We start from the raw sequence: 22,087 nt of genomic DNA on the forward strand, positions 1-22,087 counted from the left end.
AGTTCCTCGGGCTAGAAGCGGTACGTGGCGCTCGCCACGATGTTGCGGCGCGTGCCCCACCAGCAATCGCCGCGCGCCAGGCAGGTGCTGAAGTACTCCTTGTCGGTCGCGTTGTTGATGTTCAGCGCATAGCGCCAGTTGGCGGACTCGTAGGCGAACACCAGGTCCAGCAGCGTGACGCCGGGGATGCGCGGGCCGTAGCCGCCGAAGGAGACGTCGCGGAACGCGCCCATATGGCGCACCCCGGCGCCGGCCGAGAAGCCGCGCACGCCCGCGATGGCGAAACGGTACTTGGCCCACACCGCGGCCTGGTGCCGCGGCAGGCCTTCGAGTTGTTCATCGAGGTCGGTGTAGTTGTAGTGCGCCGTGATGTCGAGGTTCGGCGTGATCGAGCCTCGGGCCTCGAGCTCCACGCCGCGGGTCCTCGTCTGGCCCAGCTGCTGGTAGACATTCGGCAGCGGCTGCGAGATCTGGTTCTTTTCTCGCAGGTCGTAGGCGGCAGCGCTGAACGCGACGCTGCGGCCGGTAGGCTCGTACTTGACGCCGAGCTCCCACTGCTCGCCGCGAAGCGGCGTGAACACATGGCCAATCCGCGGCGACTGCGGCGTGAAGGATTCGGCGTAGCTCACGTACGGCGACCAGCCGGAAGCAAAGGCGTAGAGCACCCCCAGGCGCTTCGTCGTCGCGCTGTCCCGCGCGTCCTCGCTGCCTTCGGCGCCCGACACGACACGGTCGTGCCGCAGGCCGGCGATGAAGTTCCAGTTGCCCAGCTTGATCTGGTCCTGCAGGTAGGCGCCGGTGGCGCGCTGCTTCGTGCGCGGCATCGCCACGCGCTCGGGCTCTTGCCTGAAACCATAGAGCGGCGTGTAGGCATCGATGTCGCTGTACGTGCTGGCACCCCAGACGTTCTCGCGCTGGCGCGAGTAGTCGGCGCCGACCAGCAGCGTGTGCCTGAGCGTGCCCGTCTCGAAGTGGCTCTCGAGATGGTTGTCCAGGGTGTCGATGCGGTTGCGCGTGAGGTAGCTGTCGAGAACGCGGCCCGTGCGGCGCTTGAAGATCGGATCCAGGCCCCAGCCGCCAGGAATCGTGAAGAAGTCGCCGTAGTGGTAGCTGCTGTCGTTCTCGTTACGGGCGTGGCGGAAGTTCTGGCGGAAGGTGAAGCGGCCGTTCAACTTGTGCTCGAACAGCCAGCCGAAGGTCTTGCGCTCGCTGTCGTAGTGGTCACCGGGTTCACCGATGAAGCGGCTCACCGGCAGGCGGCCGTTCGGATTAGGCAGGATCGTGCCTTCCCACGGCAGGAACTGCGAGGTCGTTCCGCTCTTGTCTTTCTGGTAGAGCCCCTGCAGGGTAAGCGAGGTGGCGGCGCTGGGGCGCCAGGTCAGCGAAGGCGCGATCATGCGGCGGTCGTCGGGCACGAAGTCGACCTGGGTGCCGGCCTCGCGCGCGACCGCGATCAGCCGATACGACCATTGGCCGTCGGCACTCAGCGGGCCGGTCAGGTCGGCCTGGAGCTGGCGGCGGTTCCAGCTGCCGAGTTGCACGCCGACCTCGCGCTGTGTTTCCTGCAGCGGTCGCTTGCTCACCATGTTGACGATGCCGGCCGCCGTCCCCGACCCGAACAGCATGCCCGAGGGGCCACGCAGCACCTCGAGGCGCTCCAGCATGTAGGGCTCGGTGCGCGTGGTGCTGGTGTAGTAGCCGTACGCCTGGCGCAAGCCGTCCAGGAAGACGTCCGGGTAGGCGCCGCGCACGCGGATCGAATCGGTTCGGGCATCCAGGCCGTAGGCGTCCGAGCGCACGCCGGCGGCGTAGGTGAGCGCGTCCTGCAGGTTGGTAGCGCCCTGGTCGACGATCTGGTCACGCGTGATCACCGTCACTGCCTGCGGCGTCTCGGCCAGCGGCGTGTCGGTCTTGGTGGCGGTGACGGCGTTCTTCGCGCGATAGCCGATCACCGGCGTGGTCGCGGTCTCGACCTCGGCGTTCGCATCGACGCGCACCTCGGGCAGGGTACCGTCGCTGCCGGTTTGCGCAAACGTCGGCGATGAAGCACAAATGGCCATGCACCCTGCCAGAAGCGATGCGGCCCTGGGCCGCCTTGAAAAGCTGGAAATCAAGTCCTGATCCACAAATGTTATTGAGAGTGATTCGCATTCTAGTGACGAACTTCCACCTTGGGAACTGTTTGCCCTCTCGGATCTGGGGTTCGTGAACAAGCTCGCTGTTGCACCACTCTTCGGTCGGGTGACGGTCGAAGCAATGCCTATGGCGCCGGCCGTGGTGAAGACCGCTTGGCGGTGATCCGCGTGCTCCTGCGGCGCGTCGTCCTTCAATTGCTGCCTCCGCGGGCCTGCACCCTGCCGCCCGGCACCCGCGCATGATCGCGGGATCTCCAGAGGCTACATGCATGACCTACCCCAGCACACCTATCTCCGACGGTCACTCACTCGAATACCGCGGCTTCCGCTTTGAATTGCGCGCCGAGGCGGCACGCGGCGGATATGAGCCCATCGTCGTTCTGGTACGCACCCCAGCAGATGAGGAAGAAACGCCACTGCCGACGGACACAGAAGAGATCGTCTATGGAACTGAAGCCGAAGCGATCCGGCACGCAGAGCAGCAGGCGATGCGCTGGGTTCATGACCGCACGGGGACAGGGCAAGCGCAGTTCTAAACGGTGCGGCCATCAACACGCGCTCCGTGGGAATAGCAGCATGTCCTTCGGCCATGTGCTTGACGCCATGGCCCGGAAGGCGGCCCCAAGATTGCTAGTTCGTGCACGCGTCTTTGTCTGACACGATTTCGTTCCGTGTTGACCGTGTCACATTCGTACTCGCTACGAGACTGCAGTCATGCTGCGCTATTTCCGAAAACGAAGAACTGCCCGGCGAGGCCAAAGACGTTCCTCGCTGCCTGATGTCAGCCAGCCCGCACCTTTGTCACAGCCCTTCACCTTGGAGGATGACAGCGACGGCTCGGGTATGACGGTGACCGAACTGTCGGAGTTGGAAGCGCGCGCTCTCTGCGCCCGCGAAGACATTCCGATCTTTTGGCGCGCGCCCGACCAGGACAAGCGCAAGGCGTGAGGGCCTACTTCAGTTCGCCTAGCTCGATGAAGTTGCTTTCGATCCAGACCCGGCCTTCTTCATTCAACGCGAAAGTCAGGGCCTTTTCTCGAGACAACTTCTTTTCCCGAATCGCCAAGGACAGTGGATTCACCGTGCCAACGTCACTACCTCGATGGTTGTAGACGAGCTCTGTTCCATCCTCATCAAGATAGGTGTACGAGACCGTTATGCCCTCTAAATCGGCGAGCGGCTGCAGGAAGGCGATGAACTGCGATGCCGTGATGCCTTGCTCCTTGATCACGTCCCAGTGCTTATAGAGCGCTGAGTTTGCGGCTTCTTGTGCCGTTCGTGCAGCCAGCGCTGCTTGTCCAATGTGCCGGGCCTTGGCGACCATGAGTTCTTGCGTGTCGGCGCCACCGCTGCGACGGAAGAAGTCACTCACGGTGCGTGCAAACGTCCTTGTGCTCCGGAGCCCCGCCTCTGAGGCAAAGGCCAAGGCATGGGGTTCGGTCTCGATCTCATCAATGCGTTTGCTCATGTCTGGTTCTCATTCCTCTAGGGCACCGCCCAATCCTATGTGCGCGAGTGCCTGTGTAACCGGTTTCTGCCCGTGGTCGTGTGGGCGAACTGTGGGATATCTGACGAACTCAGCGATACGAACGCACTCCCGTCGACACAATCCTCAGGTGCATGAAGTCCAAAGTCTTCATGTGAGCGCGACGATGAAGCCGTCCTCGGTGGGACTTCATCCACTCGGCCAAGCTCAATGGGCGCGACCCATACAGACTGACTTTGGCCACCTCCCACTCGCCAACTATGGAATGGGTATCTCGGGCGCTCAGCTAGGTGCCTGCTAGAGCGTCCACGGCTTCAGAAATCCGCTGTCGCGCGAACGCGCGGGTCTCGGCATCTCGCTTGATGAGCTGGAGGGAGACCAAGCCATGCACCATGACGAGCAGCTCGCGTGCCGCCTCCTCAGCGTTCAGGCCTTTGCGCAGTTCACCTCGCTGGATGCCGTCCGCGATAAGCTGTGACCAGAAGCGATGCTGCCGATCGAACCGCTGACGTTGTGTATCGTGCATGTCCTCGTTGCGGGTGCTGAACGCCAGACAGTTGACCCAGAACTGCCACCAGCGATCCTTGTCACCACGCAGGATGTAGAAGCTGGCAATGCGCCGCAGCTGTGCCAGAGGCGACCCCTTCAAGCTGCTCCAGTCCTTGGGCAAGTGGTACGCCTCGACCAGCGCCGTGATGATCAGGTTTTCCTTGTTCTTGAAGTGGTAGTTGATCGTGCCGGTGCTGACGTTGCTTCTCTCGGAGACCTGGCGCATCGTCAGAGAATCGATCCCATGCTCGGCAATGAGGTCGTAGACAACACCCAGAAGAAAGTCGCGCTTGAGCAGTCCGCGACGCGTTCCGAGCACTACCTTTCTATCGCTATCCTCGACGTCGTCGTCACGTTCGACAGCTGCTGCGATATTCACGATTCCAAGCCTCCGATGCACGACTAGCGGCGACCGCATTTTCGGCCCCACTGCCGCTGGCCCGATGGAATCGGACCGGACCGAGGATGGTATCAGAGTCGCACCAGCGAGGTGCATTGAACGGGGGCCTGGCCGCAGCAATCATCGTCATTGATCCCCATCGCCGGATCACTCAACAGCGTCTTCGCTCAAGGCGGCGAAGCGCTGTAGATGGAAGTCTTCGTCGCCGAGTTGGTGATCGATCATCACAAGGCGCTTGGCAAAGTGCGCCAGCGGCAACTCTCGGGTCATGCCCATACCTCCATGCAGTTGGATGCACTCCTCGGCGACGCGCGCACCAACTCGCCCGACAGTGTATTTCGCGGCGGATAGCGCGCGCTCTCGTTTCAGCCTGGGACCATGCAACGTCGCTGCTGCATTGATCACTGCGGACCTTGTCTGCTCAATTTCGATCAACAGGTCTGCCATGCGATGCTGCAGCGCCTGGAAGCTCCCGATTGGCACCCCAAACTGCCGACGAGTCCCCAAGTACTCCAAAGTCTGTCGCTTGGCCGCATCCATCGCGCCAACGGCCTCCGCGCACAGCGCGAGGATGCCTACCCCTTGTGCTTGCTCGAGAACCGATTCAGCCACATCCGGACCCGCGAGCGGCGCGCTTTGGGGTACCACGACCCCGTCCAGCACCAGTTCGGCGCCATGCCCTCCATCGATGAGGGGATACGGCACCATCGACAGGCCACCCGAGGAACAGGGCACCAGGAAAAGCCCAAGACCTTCGGGTGTCAGGGCAGAAACCAACAGGAGATCGGCGGCCCCCGCGTGCTGTACCACTGCCTTGTGGCCGTCTAGACGCCAACTACCATCGGCTTGCAACTCGGCCCGGGTGGCCAGATGCTCTACGGTCGAGGGTTGGTGAGGCTCTTCATGAGCCCATGCTCCGATCAGTTCGCCTTTGACCAGCGACTCAAGCAGCCCGCGATGGGAAGGGCCGCCCGCCTTCGCCAGCGCCCATCCCACCATCAGCGTGCCAAGAAAGGGCTCGACGACCAAGGACCCGCCCAGGCTTTCGAACACCACCGAAATATCGAAGCCTTGGCCGCCGAACCCACCGGCCTCTTCGCCAAATAGAGCGGAGACCGTTCCTATCTCGGCCATCCGAAGCCAGATCTCCGGATCGAAACCTTGTGACCCACCGGAGCTGATCGTCCTCTGCTCGAACGTGTAGTTCTCTCTCAGAAATCGATTGAGCGAATCCGCAAGCATCGTGCGCTCGTCGCTGTGGTTGAAGTTCATTGTCTAGTCCTTACAACCCAAGCATGACCTTCGAGATGATGTTCTTCTGGATCTCGTTGGAGCCCCCATAGATGGAGAGCTTGCGATTGTTGAAGTATTGAGCTGCCGCGCAAGCCGCACCGGCCGGAGCAGGGACCTGCGGCGCCTCTCCTCCATCCAAGTACGTGCTGTGGAATGGAAGGGCATACACCCCCATGGCTCGGCGCGTAAGCGACGTGATCTCCTGGCGGATTTCCGTACCCCGCACCTTGAGCATCGAACTCTCAACCCCCGGTGCCGCCCCGCTCGCAGCGGCGGCGAGAACACGGAGGTTGGTCGTCTTCATGTTCTCCAGATCCACCTCGACACGGGCCACGCGCATGGAAAACACCGGATCCTGCAGCAGCGTCCGGCCGCCGCGATGGATCTGGCCAGCCAGCCAGCGCAGCCGGGCCAGTGCGGCCACGGAGTGACCGACACCCGCGATATCGGTCCGCTCAAACGCAAGAAGGTACTTGGCGCAATCCCAACCCCTGTTCTCCTCGCCAACGAGATTTTCCGCTGGCACACGCACGTCGTTGAGGAAGACTTCGTTAACGTCATGCGCCCCGTCGATCGTGATGATTGGTCGCACTTCCACGCCGGGGCTGTTCATGTCCACCAGAAGGAAGCTGATGCCTTGCTGCTTCTTTGCTTGCGGATCTGTCCGCACGAGACAGAAGATCATGTTGGCGTGCTGCGCCAGCGTCGTCCAGATTTTCTGCCCGTTGACGATGTAGTGGTCGCCCTGTGCATCGGTTCCGCGGACCGCGCTGGTTTTCACGGCAGCCAGGTCGGAGCCAGCACTTGGCTCGGAGTAGCCCTGGCACCACCAGTCGCTGCCGTTGAGCATCCGAGGCAGCCAATGACGCTTTTGAGCTTCGGAGCCGTAGCGAATAAGCACCGGCCCGAGCATGTGAAACCCGAAAGGAACCACACGCGGCGCGTGTGCCAACGCGCATTCATGCTCGAACAGGAACTTTTCCACAGGCGACCAGCCGGGACCGCCCCACTCCTTCGGCCAGCGGCTTGCCAGCCAACTGCGCTGCTGCAGGATGGCGTGCCATTCCTCCATGTCGGCCTTGTCCAGGTGGATACCATCCCGGACCTTGTCGGCCAGTTGACCGGGCAGGCAGGTGTTCAGAAACCTGCGAACTTCATCGCGAAACGCGATCTCTTCTTTGCTGAAACTCAAATCCATTGACTCTCCAGACAGGGGGTGCGCGCCAGGCGTTACCTGGCCATGACCGAAACGGTCTTGGCGACCAGCGAATGTTCGACCATTGACTGACGCAAGCGCACTGCATCCAAACAGAGCGCCTGATACCCAGGCAATCGCACGCAGGGGCTGGGGGAGTCATTCGACTGTGATGTTGGCGTTCTTGATGACCTGAGCCCACTTCACGCTGTCACGCACCTGCGTATCGAGCAGCTGTCTTGACGTAGAGCCCGTGGGTTCGACGCCAAGCTTTTCGAAGCGCGCCTTCACCTCAGGTTCGGAAAGTGCCTTGACGATCTCTCGGTTGAGCTTAGTCACGACCTCCGGAGGCATGCCCGCAGGTCCGTGGATGGCAAACCAGGTAGCGGCGTCGAAACCAGGGACACCGGACTCGGCCAATGTCGGCACGTTAGGCAAGGCCGGGGAACGCTTTGCGGTAGTGACGGCCAGCACCTTCACCTTGCCGGCCGCAATGAACGGCAACGTGGACGGTCCGAAGTCGCATGCTGCCTGCACCTGGCCGCCGATCAGGTCCTGCATTGCCGGCGCACTCCCTTTGTACGGAACATGGATCATGTCGATGCCCGCTTGCTGCTTGAGCAATTCCACCAGGATGTGCTGGGCAGTGCCGGTGCCTGCAGAACCATAGGAGATCTTCCCCGGATTCCTCCTGGCGTAAGCAACGAACTCCTGGAAGCTCGTTACGGGCAAATCCTTCTCGACGACGAAGAAGCTCGGCAGCGATGCCACGAGCGCTATGGGCGTGAAATCCTTCACTGGGTCGTACTGCACGTTCTTGTACAGATGAGGATTCACCGAATACAGAGCGGCCGAGCCGATGATGAGGGTGTAGCCGTCCGCTGGTTGGCCTTTCACGTAGGTCGCGCCGATCATGCCGGCCGCACCTGCCCGGTTATCCACAATCACCGGCTGCCCCCAGGCCTTCGTGAGATGTTCTCCAACTGAGCGGGCGATGAGGTCCGTCGTGCCCCCGGGTGGGTACGGCGCGATGATGCGAATGGGCTTGTTGGGATAGCCGCCATCCTGGGCGTGTGCAAAAGAAATGCATGCGAGCAGCATCATCAGAAAGGCAAACCGTTTCATTTAGGGAAGCTCCGTTTATTTGACAAAGATCTCGGACAGTTTTTGCTTGTGAACCTTGCCCCCTGCGTTCTGTGGCAGCGTTGCAATCAATCTGACGTACTTTGGCTTCTTGTAGCTGGCTATTTGCGTTGCGACCCACTCGACCAGCACATCGGTATCTATGGTTTCCAGCTTCTTGAGAACGACGAAGGCGGCCACCGCTTCGCCGAAAACCGCATCCGGCACGCCAATGACGGCTGCCTGCTGTACCTCGGGATGCGACTCCAGCGCCATCTCCACTTCTTTCGTGTAGATGTTGTATCCACCGGACACGACCATGTCCTTCTTACGATCCACGATGTAGATGTAGTCGTCCTGGTCGAAACGGGCCATATCGCCCGTCTTGAACCAGCCGTTGTCGAAGCTTTCTGCATTGGCTTCGGGACGATTGAGGTAGCCCAGCATGGTCAGAAATCGACCGGGTTCGCCCGAACGCACCCACACCTCGCCAACTTCGCCCTGCTGCACTTCAACAGCGTCGTTGTCCACCAGCTTGACCTCAAGGCCCGGCAAAACGCGACCGGCCGATGCCGCATGAGAAACCTGCTCAGGCGGCAGTAGCAGGCTGACCGCGCCCACCTCTGTCATCGAATAGAAGGAATAGATCTCGGCCTTCGGAAGCCACTCCATCAGTTCCTTCTTGAGGTCGATCGGGAAAGCCTCTCCCGTTGCCAGGATCCGCCGTAGCGACTCGAAGCGGGCCGGATGCTTCATGATGGTGGGGATCAGGAGGCGCCCGACGGTCGGCACCATGCCGAGAATGGTGATCCGGTGTTCCATGACAGCGGTCGCCACCTCCTCCGCATCGAACTTGGGCATGATCACCAGCGTGGCGCCGAAGACGACCAGGTTGCCCAGCCGAGCGAAGGCAGTACGGTGCGCCAATGGCGTTGTCAGCAGGATTCGGTCTTCATGCTGAATCCCCCAGTAGAGGGCGTTCAGGAATCCGTTCATCACGATGAAGTTGGACTGCGTGAGAAGTGCGCCCTTTGGGCGACCTGTCGTGCCCGAGGTGTAGGAGATGATGCAGGCATCGGTCTGCACGGGGGTCTCTCGCAGTGGCGGGTAGGCATTGGCCTGGATCTCGGCATAGGTGAGGAAATCGCCAACGCGTGCTTCGCCTACAACGATGTTCTCTGGCGCCTCGAGGCCCGCGGTAGCGGCTTCCAGTTCTGCAACGCGGGCCTGCGTGACGAAGATGAATTTCGGTGCCGCGTCTTCCACGATGAAGCGCACCTCAGGCGTTGCGAGCTTCAGATTGATCGGCACGCCGGTCCCACCGGCTTTCACTATGCCCAGAAAGCACACGATGAATTCGATGCAGTTGGGCAAGAAGATGCCGATGCGGTCGCCCGGTTCAACGCCGTTGGCCTGGAGAGCCGCGGCGACACGGGTGCTGGCTTCGTCGAGCTGCGAGAAGGTCAGTGTCGTGTTACCGCAGATCAGCGCAGGCTTGCTCCCGTATCGCCTGGCACCGGCTGCCAAGTAGGACGCGAATTTCATGCCTTGGTCGCCTCACCAGCCACCGGCGTGAACGCAGGGTACGGCGCACCTTCGTCGAGTTCGTCCCAGGTCAAGCGCAGTTCCATTCCGATCTTTAGCTGCTCGGGGTCGCAGTGGACGAGGTTGCAGAGAATGCGTACACCCTCGGCCAGCTCGACGTAGGCACAGACGTATGGGACTCGGCCCTCGTGACCGGGCCAAGCCGACCGGGTAACAGTCCAGGAGTAGAGGGTGGCGTCGCCGGAGACCTGCACCCAGCTGAGGTCACGCTTGCCGGTGTAGATGCTCAGGGGTCGCGGAGGCCATTGCAGCCTGTTGGTCTGGTTGCACCGTTGAAGCATCAGCTTGCCCTCCTTCGTGCCGTCCCAGAATGGTTGGGTGTCGGTGTAGCTGTTCGCCTCGGGTACTGTTCGCTTTGCGTTGTTCATGATCGCCCCTCCTCTACTGTTCGAGAACCAGCACACCGGAGCTGGCCCAGTTGCGTCCGATCGGGATCGTTCCGATGCCCGTTACCAGCGCGTTGTGAACGCTCTTGACCTGACGGTCCCCGCCTTCGCAGAACATCTGACGCACGGCCTCGGTCAAGTTGACACCGCCTCCCGCCAAGCCGGGCTGTCCGGCCGAGATCTGCCCCCCGCCGGTGTTCAGCGGAATGTCCCCTTCGAAGGTGAAATCGTGCTCAAGGATGAAGCGTGAGCCTTCGCCTGTGCTGCAGAAGCCGATCTGCTCAAGCTGAAGCAGGATGGCGATGAGGAAGTCGTCATAGGGATGGAACATGGCGACGTCGGTCGGCTTCATGCCGGCTTTGGCCAGGGCTTTGGGGCCAATGACGGAAAAGCCACTTTCCGTGATCTCGGCCTCCGGATCGAACGCCTTGTAATTCGTGAGTTCTGCATAGGCAGTCGGCACGACAAACTTGTCGAGGCCCTTTTGACGGGCCTTCTGCCGGGTCGTCACCAGAACACCATTGGCACCATCGCACACCATCACGCTGTCGAGCATGCGCAGCGGGTCAGAAACCGTCTTTGACTTCAGGTAGTCCTCGATCGTTAGCGGCTTGCGAAGCTTCTCGCACGCGTTGGGATTGAGCAGACCGTGGCTGCGCTGAGTCACCGCGAGCTTGGCAAGTGCTCGATCATCGAGGTCGTGCAGGTGGCGGTAGCGCTGGGTCAACAAGCCAAAGGCGCCGACCGGGCCGCGCAGGCCGGTCGGGTATTGGAATTCCAGTCGCTGACCACCCTGCTCGGACTGGTTCCTGCTCGATTGCGCATCCGTGGAAAGCACAAGAACCGTGGTGCAGAAACCTGCCTCGATGGCCGCAACAGCGCGGGCGACGCCGCCCACGGCTGACACGCCCCCCAGGCCCAGGCATTCGAGCCAGGTCGGCGAAAGTCCCAACATGTCGGCCATGTAAGCCGGCCAAAACGGGTTGGCCGTATCACTCATGGTTTCGGCAACGGCAAGGCCATCGATCTCAGAGAGCTCGAACCCCGTCATTTGCAGGATGACGGAAAGCACTTCTGCACCCATGTCATAGGCACTGCGGCCGCCGCCCATGGTTATCTTGGTTTCGCCATAGGCGGCGATGCCGATGTTCTTGTCCTTGTTCACAGTATGTTTCCTCGGTGTTGGCGATATGCGGCTCAGCGCCCTCTGAAATCCGGCTGGCGCTTCTCCTTGAATGCCAGCAATCCTTCCGCTCGGTCTTCTGAGAACGACAGCGCGAAAGACATGTCACCTTCTTGATGCAGCGCCTGGCGAAGCGTCATGTCGACGCCTTGGTCGATCAGAGCCTTGGCGTACATGATGGGCAGGGGCGCATTCTTGACAATGTCGGCCATGAACGAGCGCGCGCTGGCCAGCGCGGCCCCTTCTTCGGTCGACGTCGCGATGCCGAATGCTTCTGCGTCGACTCCGGAAATGCGCTGTCCGGACCAGATCAACTTTTTGGCGGCCGCGCGGCCAATGGCGCGCGTCAGGGTCTGGGTGCCACCGCCCCCGGGCAACATGCCGAGCTTGACCTCCGGCAGGGCGAACTGTGCAGCTCTGGAGGCAAAGATCAAATCGCACATCAACGCTATTTCGAATCCGCCACCCAAGGCGTATCCCTCCACTGCGGCAAGGCAGGGCTTGGTGAATTCGGGGAGCGTCGCAAACAGGCGACTGATCTGCCGCGATGTCCGGCGCTCGCGCCAGCGCTCGAATGGCCCGCCCTCGGGCGGGGCGAACGCAGACGTGTCGACACCTGCACAGAAGTGATTCCCGCAGCCGCGGATGATCACGCCGCGCACGGACGTGTCCTTTTCGGCCTCCGCCAGCACATGCAAGATCTCGGAGGCCGTTTTCTCTCGTATCGCGTTACGCCGGTCAGGGCGGTTCAGCCCGATCTCCACCCAGTCACCCGCTCCTCGCTCGACTATCACGTCTTCGTACATCGCTGCCTTCACTGAATCAAATCGCACATATGTGCTAGATTATTAGCACACTTCAGCTATTTGACAAGTGATTCAGTCCGACGTGTCCAGTGCTTGAGAGCGTCAGTGCGGGAAGAAGGAGGGACTGCGCGCTTCAGGAGCTGGACGCCAAGATGACCAAGCAGCGTCGGATCTGTTCCCTGCCGGGATGGTGCGGGTTTGGTGACCGTCCCGATGCTGACGAATCCAGCCAGCTCCTCGCTGCCGAGCACCGAGCTAATGCAAGATGCTGTCGACGCATCGGTCGCCACTAAGAGCGATCGCGCCGAAACCTACGAGGTGCGCAGTGTTGAGGAGATTGCCAGGCGCCGCTCCCGCGGCCAGCCACTGTTCGCCCAGCGGAATGCTGCTGCCTCCCACGGAGTGACACAAGGAAGGAACGGGGTGATGACGGATAGAGCGTGGCAGCGCTTGGAGTCCTGCAAGTGCGCGTCCATTGTTATCCCCCTGCCCTCGTGGCCGCGGGTTCGTTACGCTTGCGTATATGCCGTCTTCACGGTCGTGTAGAACTCACTCGCATAGCGCCCCTGCTCGCGCGGTCCGTAGCTCGACCCTTTGCGGCCGCCAAAAGGTACATGGTAGTCCACCCCCGCCGTCGGCAAGTTCACCATCACCATGCCGGCCTGCGAGTTGCGTTTGAAGTGGGTGGCGTGCTTCAGTGAGGTAGTGGCAATGCCAGCCGAGAGGCCGAACTCGGTGTCGTTCGCCATGGCCAAAGCTTCCTCATAGCTTCTGACTTTGACGACACTCGCAACAGGACCGAAGATCTCCTCCCGATTGATACGCATGGACGCAGTGGTGTCCGCGAAGAGCGTAGGCTGCAAGTAGAAGCCAGGCTTTCCATGCGAGCTCGTGGCAATCGTCTCGCCACCCGCCACCAATCGTGCTCCTTCCGCCTTGCCGATGTTGATGTAGGCTTGATCTTGGGATAGCTGCCGCTCGTCTACGACGGGTCCGATGTCAGTTCCCGACGTTCGAGCATCGTCGACTTTGAGGCCGCTCATGCGGTCGGCCATCGCCGAAACGAATCGGTCGTGGATACGCTCCGTAACGATGAAGCGAGAGGACGCTGTACACCGTTGGCCAGTCGAGAAGAAGGCGCTGTTTATCGCGGCGCCCACCGCGACATCAAGATCGGCATCATCCAGGACCACCATGGGATTCTTGCCGCCCATCTCCAGCTGAAACTTTGCCATGCGTTCGACACAGGCGCGCGCGACGCGGCGGCCTGTGTCCACGGAGCCCGTGAAACTGATCGCGTTGACTCGCTCGTCTTCAAGAAGTACCTGGCCCACCTCGGAGCCGCGCCCCATCACGAGGTTCAACACCCCCGGCGGCAGCCCCGCCCTCTGCAGGATGTCGGCGAGTGCCCATGCACTGCCTGGAACGAGTTCTGCGGGCTTCAGGACAACCGCATTACCGAAAGCTAGCGCCGGCGCCAGCTTCCACGCGGGGATCGCGATAGGAAAATTCCAAGGAGTGATCAAGCCAACTACGCCGACGGGCTCGCGCGTCACCTCGACGTTGACTCCGAGCCGGACCGAAGGAACCAAGTCACCGGAGGTACGCAGCGTCTCCCCGGCGAAGAACTTGAAGATGTGCGCGGCCCGTGTAACTTCACCGATGGCTTCCGGCAAAGTCTTGCCCTCCTCCCGAGCGAGCAGATCTCCAAGTTCAAGCTTCCTGGCCAGAATTTCGGTGCCAGCCATGTCCAGGATGTCAAATCGCTGCTGGGGCGTCGATTGCGCCCAGGATTTCTGAGCCACCGATGCGGCTTCGATCGCCTGTCGCGCCTGCGACGCGTCTGCTTGAGCGAACTCGCCAACGAGATCACCCGTATCGGACGGGTTGATATTGCGGGAGGTGCGAGTTCCGTGCACCCACTCACCGCCAATAAGATTCTTGTACATGGGGTCGATGGGGTCGATGGGGTCTGGCCTCAGCGCACAGCCACGATTGCCTCAATCTCGACCGGGATTCCGTTCGGCAAAGAGTTGGCGCCAGCAGCCGTTCGAGCATGAGTGCCCTTGTCGCCAAAGACCTCGAGAAAGAGGTCGGAGCAGCCGTTCACGATCTTGAAATGGTCAACGTAGTCAGCGGTTGCGTTCACAAGGCCAAAGACTTTGATGATGCTCTCGACCCGATCGAGATCTCCATCAAGAGCCTCGCTCATCGCCGACAGCAGCAGCAGACCGACCTGCCGGGCGTGCTTGTATGCCGTGTCCAGATCCCATGTCTGCACCGACCTTTCCCTTCGCGCGCACACCATCGGGGTAGCCGATCTGGCTTGAACGGGCAGACGGGCCAGCGCCGCGGCAAAAGGGCCAGGGCTGGCGGTGACAGCCAGCGTCGGCTGGTAAACCCTACCAAGCTCCTCCGGGTGAGGATGTATGTGAATGAGTACCTGCCTCGGTACCGGAATGTCGATGAGCGTGTATCCACTGGTCGTCATCTCACCGAGTCTGGCGCCGACCACCAACAGCAGATCCGATGCTCGAACTCGTGCCGCCAAGTTCCCGTCAATGCCTATCCCGACGTGCCCGACGTAGTTCGGAAGCCGATTGTCAAAGCGATCCTGTCGGCGAAAGGCCGCCGCCACAGGGAGACAGGCTCGCTGCGCAAAGTTCTGGATGTTCGCTACCGCGTCTACATCCCATGCACCGCCGCCGAGGATCATCAGTGGTCGCTCCGCTCGTTCCAGCGCAACTTTCAACGCGGCCATCGCGTCAGCTCCTGGGGCGGTGGAAACGACCCGGTAGGGCATCGCGTCTTGGGCGCTTACCACGTCCTCCAGCATGTCTTCCGGGAGAGCGAGCACGACAGGCCCGGGTCGGCCGCTCGTCGCCGTGTGGAACGCGCGACTGACCATCTCCGGAATGCGGCTTGCGTCGTCAATCTGCGCAACCCACTTCGCCAGCTGCCCGAAGGCCCGTCGATAGTCAAGCTCTTGAAAGGCTTCTCGCTCGGCCATTGGCCGGGCGATCTGGCCGATGAACATTATCAAGGGCGTCGCATCTTGCATGGCAACGTGCAGTCCTGCGCTTGCGTTGGTGGCGCCTGGACCTCGCGTCACCATGCAGATCCCGGGGCGGTTCTGCAGCTTGCCAAAAGCGTCGGCCATCATTGCCGCACCACCTTCGTGGCGACATGTAATCACCTTGATATCCGAGGCGTCATGCAGGGCATCGAGCACGGAGAGATAGCTCTCCCCGGGGACGCAGAAGACATGATCCACGGAGTGAATCTTCAACTGGTCGACGAGGACTTGGGCACCGGTGCGAGTAGGGTTCATTGCATTGACTGGGCTTGATATCTAGTGCGCTCACCGCAGCGGCTGAGCGTTGGAGGGTATGAGTGGCCATAGATGCCGCCCCGAAGAAATTCTAGGAACGCGCCTGTCAAGTAGATATAGACTTGTCGGAATGGGCCGCATCACTGATCTAAATAATGCGAGGGCGAATGGAACTTAAGGACCTCGATCTGAACCTGCTCGTCGTGTTCAACGAGCTCATGATCGAGCGCCGTGTGTCGATAGTCGCGGAGAAGATGGGTGTCAGCCAACCGGCGATCAGCAACATACTGAACCGCCTGCGGAAGCTGCTGGGTGATGAGCTCTTTGTGCGCACTTCCAAAGGGATGGACCCCACCCCCTATGCGCTGCAGCTCGCAGAGCCGATTGCCTATTCGCTACAGACGATCCGCTCAACGTTGAACGAGTCCGCAAGGTTCGAACCTGCTGCGAGCGATCGACAGTTTGCAATCGGTCTCAGCGATATCGGCGAGGTCAACTTTTTACCCCGCTTGGTTGAAAAGCTTGCTGAAGTCGCCCCGCGGGTATCCGTAAGCACAGTGCGGACCCAGCGTGAGGACATATCCGTCGCCATGGAGAACGGGCATGTGGATATGTCGATCGGAACTCTCTCAGGCTTGCAGCAACAGTTCTTTCAACGAACTCTTTTCAAGCAGACCTATGTGTGTGTGTTCCGAAAGGGCCATCCTCTAGACTCGGGTAGCCTATCGCTCGAAGATTTTTGTGCAGCGGAGCACCTGGTGGTCGTTCCGCCCGGATCTGCCCACGCTCAAGTGAACGAATCGATTGAGCGGAGAGGGATCAAGCGCAATATTCGGCTGACGGTGCCTCACTGGACCGCGGTTGGCCACATCCTCGGAAGCGGCAACAGCAATCTGATTGCGACCGTTCCGACAAGCTACGCGGTCCGATGTGCACAACCTTTTGGCCTGTCATATGCACCTCACCCGATCAAGCTCCCGGAAGTGTCAGTGAGCCTGTTCTGGCACCCTCGGTTCCACCGCGAACCTGGCAACAAGTGGCTGCGAAACGTGATCTTCTCCCTCTTCGCCATGTCAAATGCCACGGCATTGGCCGAGGACAGCGCCTAGTTGCTCGAGCGGCGCGGCGAGAACCAGCGCCAAAAGGCCAGAAGGCTCCAGAACGAACGGTGGCTTGGCTCGGCGGCGGAAACTCTCGGCTGGACGTCCACTACCGCATCCGACGCCCCGTCTGTTTGCGGCGGCGCAGCGACACGCTCTTTGAATCGCGTGAAGAACTCGCCCGCCATACGGCTCGCTACACCATCGATCAGGCGCGAACCCACCTGCGCAATTTTGCCCCCGACTTGCGCATTCGCGACATAGTCAAGCTGCGTCACGTCGCCCACTGGCAGAAGCTTCACTTGAGCCTGACCCTTTCCAAAGCCTGCGACGCCGCCGGAGCCCTCGAAAATGATCGTGTAAGACGAAGGCGCCACGACATCAGCGAGCTTCAGCTTTCCGTTGAATCGGGCTCGGACGGGCCCTACAGCTGCCAACATGACCATGCGGTAGCCTTCGGGTGTTTCCTCTATCGACTCACAGCCCGGGATGGATGCCTTTAACACTTCGGGGTCATTCAGTGCCGCCCACACCAGATCCTGTGCGAGCGGGATGATCTGTTGTCCTCTAAGTTCCATATGGGTCCCGGGGTTGGGCCGCGCCTCCCGTTGAGAGACCTCGGCAGTAGTCAGAAAGGCGGACGCCCACCAAGGGCGCCCGTAGATTTGTGAAGTTCAAACGCCAAACGCGGCCTGGATTCCGCCGGCGCGTCTACGCTCCAGCGCGCGCTCCTAACGCGCTCAGCCAATCATCTCAGGCTCCAGTTCATGCTGAGGCACCGTCTTATCTTGGACCATCTCCCAGACTCGCGCGGGCGTGAGGGGCAGGACATTTGGCTGCACACCCATCGAAGACAACGCCGCGGCCACCGCATTGGCTACCACCCCGCCAACCGGCACCAGCCCGCCTTCCCCGCAACCTTTCGCACCCAGGGGGTTATGCGGCGAGGGAGAGTCTTCAAGCTCGATAGCTCGAATCTGGGGGAAGTCTGTTGCCGTGGGCATCAGGTAGTCCGCGAACGTCCCAGCCAAGAACTGCCCATCATCCGAGTAAGCCATGTTCTCCAAGAACACCCCGCCTAGACCTTGCACCACAGCTCCGATCGACTGACCCTTTGCTGTCAGCGGATTGATGATGCGGCCGATGTCTTCGACGCCGAAGTAGTCGATCAGGTCGACCTTGCCGGTCTCTGGATCAACAGCAACGTGCGCTGCCGAAGCGCCGTAGGCGTACGTGTGCTCAGTTGAGGCGAACTCACCCTCCGCCTGAACCTTCAGCGCTCCCAGGTCCGCCGCAGTTAGCGTCTGTCCGTTCCAAGAAGCGGCAAGCCCTGGCCCGACCTCGATGGATGCGGGATCGCAACCAAAGCGCTTTGCACCCTCCTCACGGATTCGATCGCGGAGCAGCCCAGCGGTAACTACGACGGCAGATCCACCGAGAGCTGTCGAACGAGAGTGGAAGGAGCCGAATCCGAGCTTGAGGTAGATGGTGGAGCCGTGCAGGATCCGAATCTGATCCATGGGGAGCCCAAGTTCATCGGATGCGATCTGTGTGAGGACAGTCACAAGGCCCTGTCCCAGATTGGTCGAACCGATGTAGATGGTGAGCATGCCATCACTTTCGATCTCCATTCTGGCGCACTCCCGAATGCCGCCACCACCACCTTCGATAAAGCAAGCAATGGCGATGCCGTGATACCGGCCCTCGATGAGCTTGCCCTGAAGGGGCAACTTCGCTTCCCACTCGAATTCCTTGAGGCAACGGTCCAGGGTGATCTGGTAGTCGCCGCTGTCCAGGTTCTCCGGCTTGGGAGGCTTGTCGAGCGTCGCCAATGGGTAAGGCATCTGCTCCGACCGAGCCAAGTTCATGCGTCGGAACTCAACTTGATCTATGCCAAGTTCCTCAGCGGCGATCTGCAGCAGTCGCTCACGGAAAAAATCTGCTTCGAACCGTCCGGGCCCACGGTAGGTCCCGATAGGCCCCTTGTTTGTGAGATGAACAGCCGATTCGATGTGAATATGCGCGATGTCGTAGGGCCCCGACATGAACTGCGCGACGTTCCGCGGCGGAATCGCGCCGCTCGATCGCATGTAGGCACCAGCATCGGTATGAACTGCACCACGAAGCGCCAGGATGCGGCCGCTCCTCTCACAGACGATCTCAAGTTCGCATTCCATCTGACGCGAATGATTGGACCCAAGAAGGTTCTCGAGCCGATCTTCCACCCACTTTACCGGGCGACCGAGTTGCTTCGCGGCGAAAGGAACGAGGAAGTCTTCCGGATAAAACTCGCCACGGACTCCAAAACCGCCACCGACGTCGACCTCGATCAAATCAACCTGCTCAATCTCAAGTCCCAACGTTGCGGCAAGGGTCCTGCGCGTGGTGAATGGAACCTTTGCGGCACCGCTGACGGTCATATGGTTACCGTCCCACTGTGCGACCAATCCGCGGGTCTCCATAGTGACCGCGCTGTGGCGCTGGGTCACAAAGCGCTCGCGCCGAACGTAGGGACCTGTAACGCTCTTTGCATCACCCTTCGATGCCGTATACACGATCGGACAGTTGGTGCCGAGATGTTCGAAGAGGAGAATCTCGTCCTTCACAGACGCTTTCCAGTCGGGAACCGGGTCCAGCATCTCTATGTCAGCGAAGACAAGATTCGCCCCGTCTTCTGCAATCGCTGTAGTGTCGGCAACCACGATAGCGATTGGCTCCCCGACGTACCGCACCTTGTCCGCCGCCACCACCGTCTGCTCGAAGGGCGCGTGCTCGGGCACCGGGGACAAGCGAAGAGGCATCTTCGGCACCCGCCCCAGCACCGACTGAACGTCTTGTGCGGTGTAAACGGCATGAACGCCGGGCACTTCAAGCGCGGCTGCCGTATCAATCGAGAGGATTCGCCCGTGCGGGACCGTGCTGCGCACGATCACTGCATGAAGCATTCCTTCCAGATGAATGTCGTCGACAAAACAAGCCTTGCCAGTCAGAAGGCGCCGATCTTCAACTCTCCGGGTGTAGGTACCAACGACCTTGCCGTCACGTCTGTCGACCATCTCAGATCTCCTTCCGAGCGTAAGCAGAGCGCGCGTCGTATACGGCTTCCACGATGTTCACGTAACCGGTACAACGGCAAAGGTTGCCGGACAACACCTCGCGGATGCGATCCTTGCTTGCGTCCGGCTCTTCCGAAAGCAAGGCATGTGCAGTAGTCAAGAAGCCCGGAGTGCAGAATCCGCACTGCAGTGCATGATGAGTGTGAAAACTCTGCTGCAGCGCAGACATGCCTTCCACTGGAGTTATGCCCTCAACCGTGGTGACTTCGCAGTCGCCGGCCTGCACTGCCAGCATCAAGCAAGACCGCACCGCGTCGCCGTTCACGATGACGGTACAGGCGCCGCAAACCCCATGCTCGCATGCAACGTGCGTCCCGGTCTTGTTCAGGTGGTGCCGAAGGCAATCAGCCAAGCTGGTTCTTGGCGGTACATCCGCGGAGACGCTCGCGCCGTTCAGCTGGAAGAAGATCGTGGATTCGTTCATGATGGTTGTCCGGTAATCAGGCGCCTGTACTCACTCGTTCCTGTGCCTCTTTCAATGAGCGCTTCAATAGGGTCGCGACCAAGGAGCGACGGTAAGCTGCTGTGGCATGGATGTCGGTCGTCGGGTCCACTTCATCGCTCGCAGCACACGCGGCTGCTTCGATACTTGCGGCGTCGATCTTTTTTCCGTTCAAAGCCGCCTCCGCTCGACCAAGCCGGCGAGGCGTCGAGCATGCTCCGACCACACCGATGTGCACATTGGTTGCCCGCTGCTGCGCGTCCAAGTCATAAAACAGCGCGATTCCAGCCATCGCAAAGTCGCCAGCGCGCCTGGCGAACTCTTGGAACGCCCAACGCCGCTGTGCAGGCCAGAACGGAAGCTGAAATGCAAGAATCATCTCGTCCTCAGCGAGCTCCGTGCTGAGTGGACCAGTGAAGAATCCATCGGCCTTGATCGTCCGCTCTCCTTTTGGGCCAAGAATTCTCAGTTGAGCGTCGCAGGTGACAGCAATGCACGGAAGCTCAGATGCCGGATCCCCGTGCGCCAAGCTTCCGCCCACAGTACCGCGGTTTCGGATCTGATAGTGCGCCACATGGTGGACTGCCTCTTGAAGTAGAGGATGAGCTCGGGCAAGTACCTCACTATCTTCGATATCTCGCCACCGCGTGCGAGCGCCGATGTGCACACCATCCGCTTTCAAGCTGATGTAATTCAGATCCGGCACGTTCTTCAGGTCCACCAGTGCAGCGGGTTGCGCCATCCGATAGGCCATCGTCGGGAGCAGACTCTGGCCACCAGCGATGATTTTTGCTTCACCGGCGTACTGGCTCAGCAGTTCCACCACCTCGACGGGCGACGCGGGCGCGTGGTACTCAAAGTTTGAGAATTTCATGTTGACTCGATGGATTGGAGTGCTGATTGCATGCTTGCCGGATCGGGCCGAGCGCGCTCAACGTTGGTTGGCCGACGTCTGCAATCAGTCCTGCAAGGGCGTGCCCGACACCTTGATGGCCTGCGCCCACCGTGCGAGCTCTTCCTTCATCCAGTTGTCCAGTTCCGCAGGAGAGCTCCCGACAGGAGTCGCGCCCAGACTGGCGAAGCGGGCCTTCACATCCTCATCGCTCACCGCCTTCACCACTGCACGATTCAGCTTCTCGATGACGGGCTTTGGCGTGTTCTTCGGCGCGAAGATCGCGTACCACGCGGTCACTTCGATACCTTGAACGCCTTGCTCTGCGAACGTTGGAAGGTCGATGATGGGGCTGCGCTTCGTGGCCGCGATCGCGATGGGCTTCAGCTTGTTGGCCTTCACATAGGGCAGCGCGGCAGTCACTTCGACAGACATGAAGTCGATCTCACCTGACATTACCGCCGACATTGCCGGCGCAGAGCCCTTATATGGCACGTGCTGGGTATCCATGCCGAACTTTGCTTTGAGCAACTCCCCAGCGAGATGATGTGGTGACCCAATTCCTGCCGACCCGAAGTTCAGTGATCTTTCCTTGCTGAGCTTGATAAGGTCTTGCATTGACTTGACCGGCAGGTTCGGTCGCACCACGATGATGTGTGGGATCGTGGCGACCAGGGAAACAGACTCGAAGTCCTTCGCCGCGTCGTACTGGAGCTTCTTGTAGAGCGTCGGATTGATTCCGTGCGTGGTCGTAGAGCCCAGGACCAGGTTGTATCCGTCAGGCTGGGCGCGCGCCACGTAGGCGGTGCCGATCATCCCTGCCGCACCCACTCGGTTGTCAACCACGACGGGCTGTCCAAACTGCGCCTGCATCTTCTCGGCCATCGCTCTGGCGATGAGGTCCAGGGCGCCCCCCGCGCTAAATGGAGCGACCAGTGTGATAGACCGTGCTGGATACTCCTGCGCATGCGCGCCGGCGGCCAAGGCGACCACCTGTGCGGCGGAGATTTTCAGGTAGGTGCGTCTTTTCATAATGCGAGTCCTTG

The 22,087-nt window shown here is 60.7% G+C and carries 20 protein-coding genes; 3 read left to right on the forward strand and 17 right to left on the reverse strand.

All coding sequences use genetic code 11. The annotated features are described in order from the left end of the window. Positions 1–11: 11 nt before the first annotated feature. On the reverse strand, positions 12–2,060 hold the full coding sequence (locus tag E5CHR_RS19105; protein WP_162581297.1) for a TonB-dependent siderophore receptor: 2,049 nt from the start codon (positions 2,058–2,060) through the stop codon (positions 12–14). Positions 2,061–2,404: 344 nt separating this feature from the next. Here E5CHR_RS19105 and E5CHR_RS19110 point away from each other — a divergent pair, with 344 nt between their 5' ends. Both E5CHR_RS19110 and E5CHR_RS19115 read left to right on the forward strand, forming a co-directional pair. Next, complete coding sequence (locus E5CHR_RS19110; protein ID WP_162577777.1) at positions 2,405–2,671, forward strand: hypothetical protein; 267 nt, start codon at positions 2,405–2,407, stop codon at positions 2,669–2,671. 178 nt (positions 2,672–2,849) lie between these two features. Then, the gene (locus E5CHR_RS19115; RefSeq protein ID WP_162581298.1) at positions 2,850–3,083 is read left to right on the forward strand and encodes a hypothetical protein; all 234 of its coding nucleotides are present in this window, start codon (positions 2,850–2,852) and stop codon (positions 3,081–3,083) included. A 4-nt stretch (positions 3,084–3,087) separates the two neighbouring features. Here the strand turns inward: E5CHR_RS19115 and E5CHR_RS19120 are convergent, their stop codons facing one another. The 11 genes from E5CHR_RS19120 to E5CHR_RS19170 all read right to left on the reverse strand — a co-directional run bounded on the left by E5CHR_RS19120 (position 3,088) and on the right by E5CHR_RS19170 (position 15,434). Beyond that, positions 3,088–3,603 carry a hypothetical protein gene (locus tag E5CHR_RS19120; protein ID WP_162581299.1) on the reverse strand — a complete coding sequence of 172 codons (516 nt, stop codon included), beginning with the start codon at positions 3,601–3,603 and terminating at the stop codon, positions 3,088–3,090. A 304-nt stretch (positions 3,604–3,907) separates the two neighbouring features. Further along, positions 3,908–4,549 (reverse strand): TetR/AcrR family transcriptional regulator, encoded by a 642-nt coding sequence (locus E5CHR_RS19125; protein WP_162581300.1) that lies wholly within the window; start codon positions 4,547–4,549, stop codon positions 3,908–3,910. Between the two features lie 168 nt (positions 4,550–4,717). Next, positions 4,718–5,842, reverse strand: coding sequence for an acyl-CoA dehydrogenase (locus tag E5CHR_RS19130; RefSeq protein WP_162581301.1), 1,125 nt, complete (start codon positions 5,840–5,842; stop codon positions 4,718–4,720). A 10-nt stretch (positions 5,843–5,852) separates the two neighbouring features. Next, positions 5,853–7,061 carry an acyl-CoA dehydrogenase family protein gene (locus tag E5CHR_RS19135; protein WP_162581302.1) on the reverse strand — a complete coding sequence of 403 codons (1,209 nt, stop codon included), beginning with the start codon at positions 7,059–7,061 and terminating at the stop codon, positions 5,853–5,855. A gap of 156 nt (positions 7,062–7,217) precedes the next feature. Then, positions 7,218–8,183 carry a Bug family tripartite tricarboxylate transporter substrate binding protein gene (locus E5CHR_RS19140; RefSeq protein ID WP_162581303.1) on the reverse strand — a complete coding sequence of 322 codons (966 nt, stop codon included), beginning with the start codon at positions 8,181–8,183 and terminating at the stop codon, positions 7,218–7,220. Positions 8,184–8,198: 15 nt separating this feature from the next. Next, positions 8,199–9,725, reverse strand: a complete 1,527-nt coding sequence (locus E5CHR_RS19145; RefSeq protein WP_162581304.1) for a class I adenylate-forming enzyme family protein — start codon at positions 9,723–9,725, stop codon at positions 8,199–8,201. Next, complete coding sequence (locus tag E5CHR_RS19150; protein WP_162581305.1) at positions 9,722–10,153, reverse strand: Zn-ribbon domain-containing OB-fold protein; 432 nt, start codon at positions 10,151–10,153, stop codon at positions 9,722–9,724. Before E5CHR_RS19150 ends, E5CHR_RS19145 begins: the two co-directional genes overlap by 4 nt. Positions 10,154–10,166: 13 nt before the next feature. Further along, positions 10,167–11,336, reverse strand: a complete 1,170-nt coding sequence (locus tag E5CHR_RS19155) for a thiolase family protein (protein WP_197893861.1) — start codon at positions 11,334–11,336, stop codon at positions 10,167–10,169. Positions 11,337–11,368: 32 nt separating this feature from the next. Continuing rightward, complete coding sequence (locus E5CHR_RS19160) at positions 11,369–12,160, reverse strand: enoyl-CoA hydratase/isomerase family protein (protein WP_162581306.1); 792 nt, start codon at positions 12,158–12,160, stop codon at positions 11,369–11,371. Positions 12,161–12,669: 509 nt separating this feature from the next. Beyond that, positions 12,670–14,109 carry an aldehyde dehydrogenase family protein gene (locus E5CHR_RS19165; RefSeq protein WP_162581307.1) on the reverse strand — a complete coding sequence of 480 codons (1,440 nt, stop codon included), beginning with the start codon at positions 14,107–14,109 and terminating at the stop codon, positions 12,670–12,672. 29 nt (positions 14,110–14,138) lie between these two features. After that, the gene (locus tag E5CHR_RS19170) at positions 14,139–15,434 is read right to left on the reverse strand and encodes a thiamine pyrophosphate-binding protein (protein WP_443083085.1); all 1,296 of its coding nucleotides are present in this window, start codon (positions 15,432–15,434) and stop codon (positions 14,139–14,141) included. Between the two features lie 224 nt (positions 15,435–15,658). Between E5CHR_RS19170 and E5CHR_RS19175 the strand changes: the two genes are divergently transcribed. Further along, the gene (locus tag E5CHR_RS19175) at positions 15,659–16,600 is read left to right on the forward strand and encodes a LysR substrate-binding domain-containing protein (protein WP_162581309.1); all 942 of its coding nucleotides are present in this window, start codon (positions 15,659–15,661) and stop codon (positions 16,598–16,600) included. Here E5CHR_RS19175 and E5CHR_RS19180 read toward each other — a convergent pair. From E5CHR_RS19180 to E5CHR_RS19200, 5 genes are all read right to left on the reverse strand, one after another. Next, positions 16,597–17,169: a CoxG family protein gene (locus E5CHR_RS19180; RefSeq protein WP_162581310.1), complete on the reverse strand. Its 573-nt coding sequence runs from the start codon at positions 17,167–17,169 to the stop codon at positions 16,597–16,599. The genes E5CHR_RS19175 and E5CHR_RS19180 overlap by 4 nt on opposite strands. A 162-nt stretch (positions 17,170–17,331) precedes the next feature. Next, positions 17,332–19,647 carry a xanthine dehydrogenase family protein molybdopterin-binding subunit gene (locus E5CHR_RS19185; RefSeq protein ID WP_162581311.1) on the reverse strand — a complete coding sequence of 772 codons (2,316 nt, stop codon included), beginning with the start codon at positions 19,645–19,647 and terminating at the stop codon, positions 17,332–17,334. Position 19,648: 1 nt separating this feature from the next. Next, positions 19,649–20,131, reverse strand: a complete 483-nt coding sequence (locus E5CHR_RS19190; RefSeq protein ID WP_162581312.1) for a (2Fe-2S)-binding protein — start codon at positions 20,129–20,131, stop codon at positions 19,649–19,651. Between the two features lie 16 nt (positions 20,132–20,147). Next, positions 20,148–21,023, reverse strand: coding sequence for an FAD binding domain-containing protein (locus tag E5CHR_RS19195; RefSeq protein ID WP_162581313.1), 876 nt, complete (start codon positions 21,021–21,023; stop codon positions 20,148–20,150). 84 nt (positions 21,024–21,107) lie between these two features. After that, entirely contained in the window at positions 21,108–22,073 is a 966-nt protein-coding gene (locus E5CHR_RS19200) for a Bug family tripartite tricarboxylate transporter substrate binding protein (protein WP_162581314.1), read from the reverse strand. Positions 22,074–22,087: the final 14 nt, after the last annotated feature.

The sequence above is a fragment of the Variovorax sp. PBS-H4 genome (assembly GCF_901827205.1).
Taxonomy (GTDB): Bacteria; Pseudomonadota; Gammaproteobacteria; order Burkholderiales; family Burkholderiaceae_C; genus Variovorax.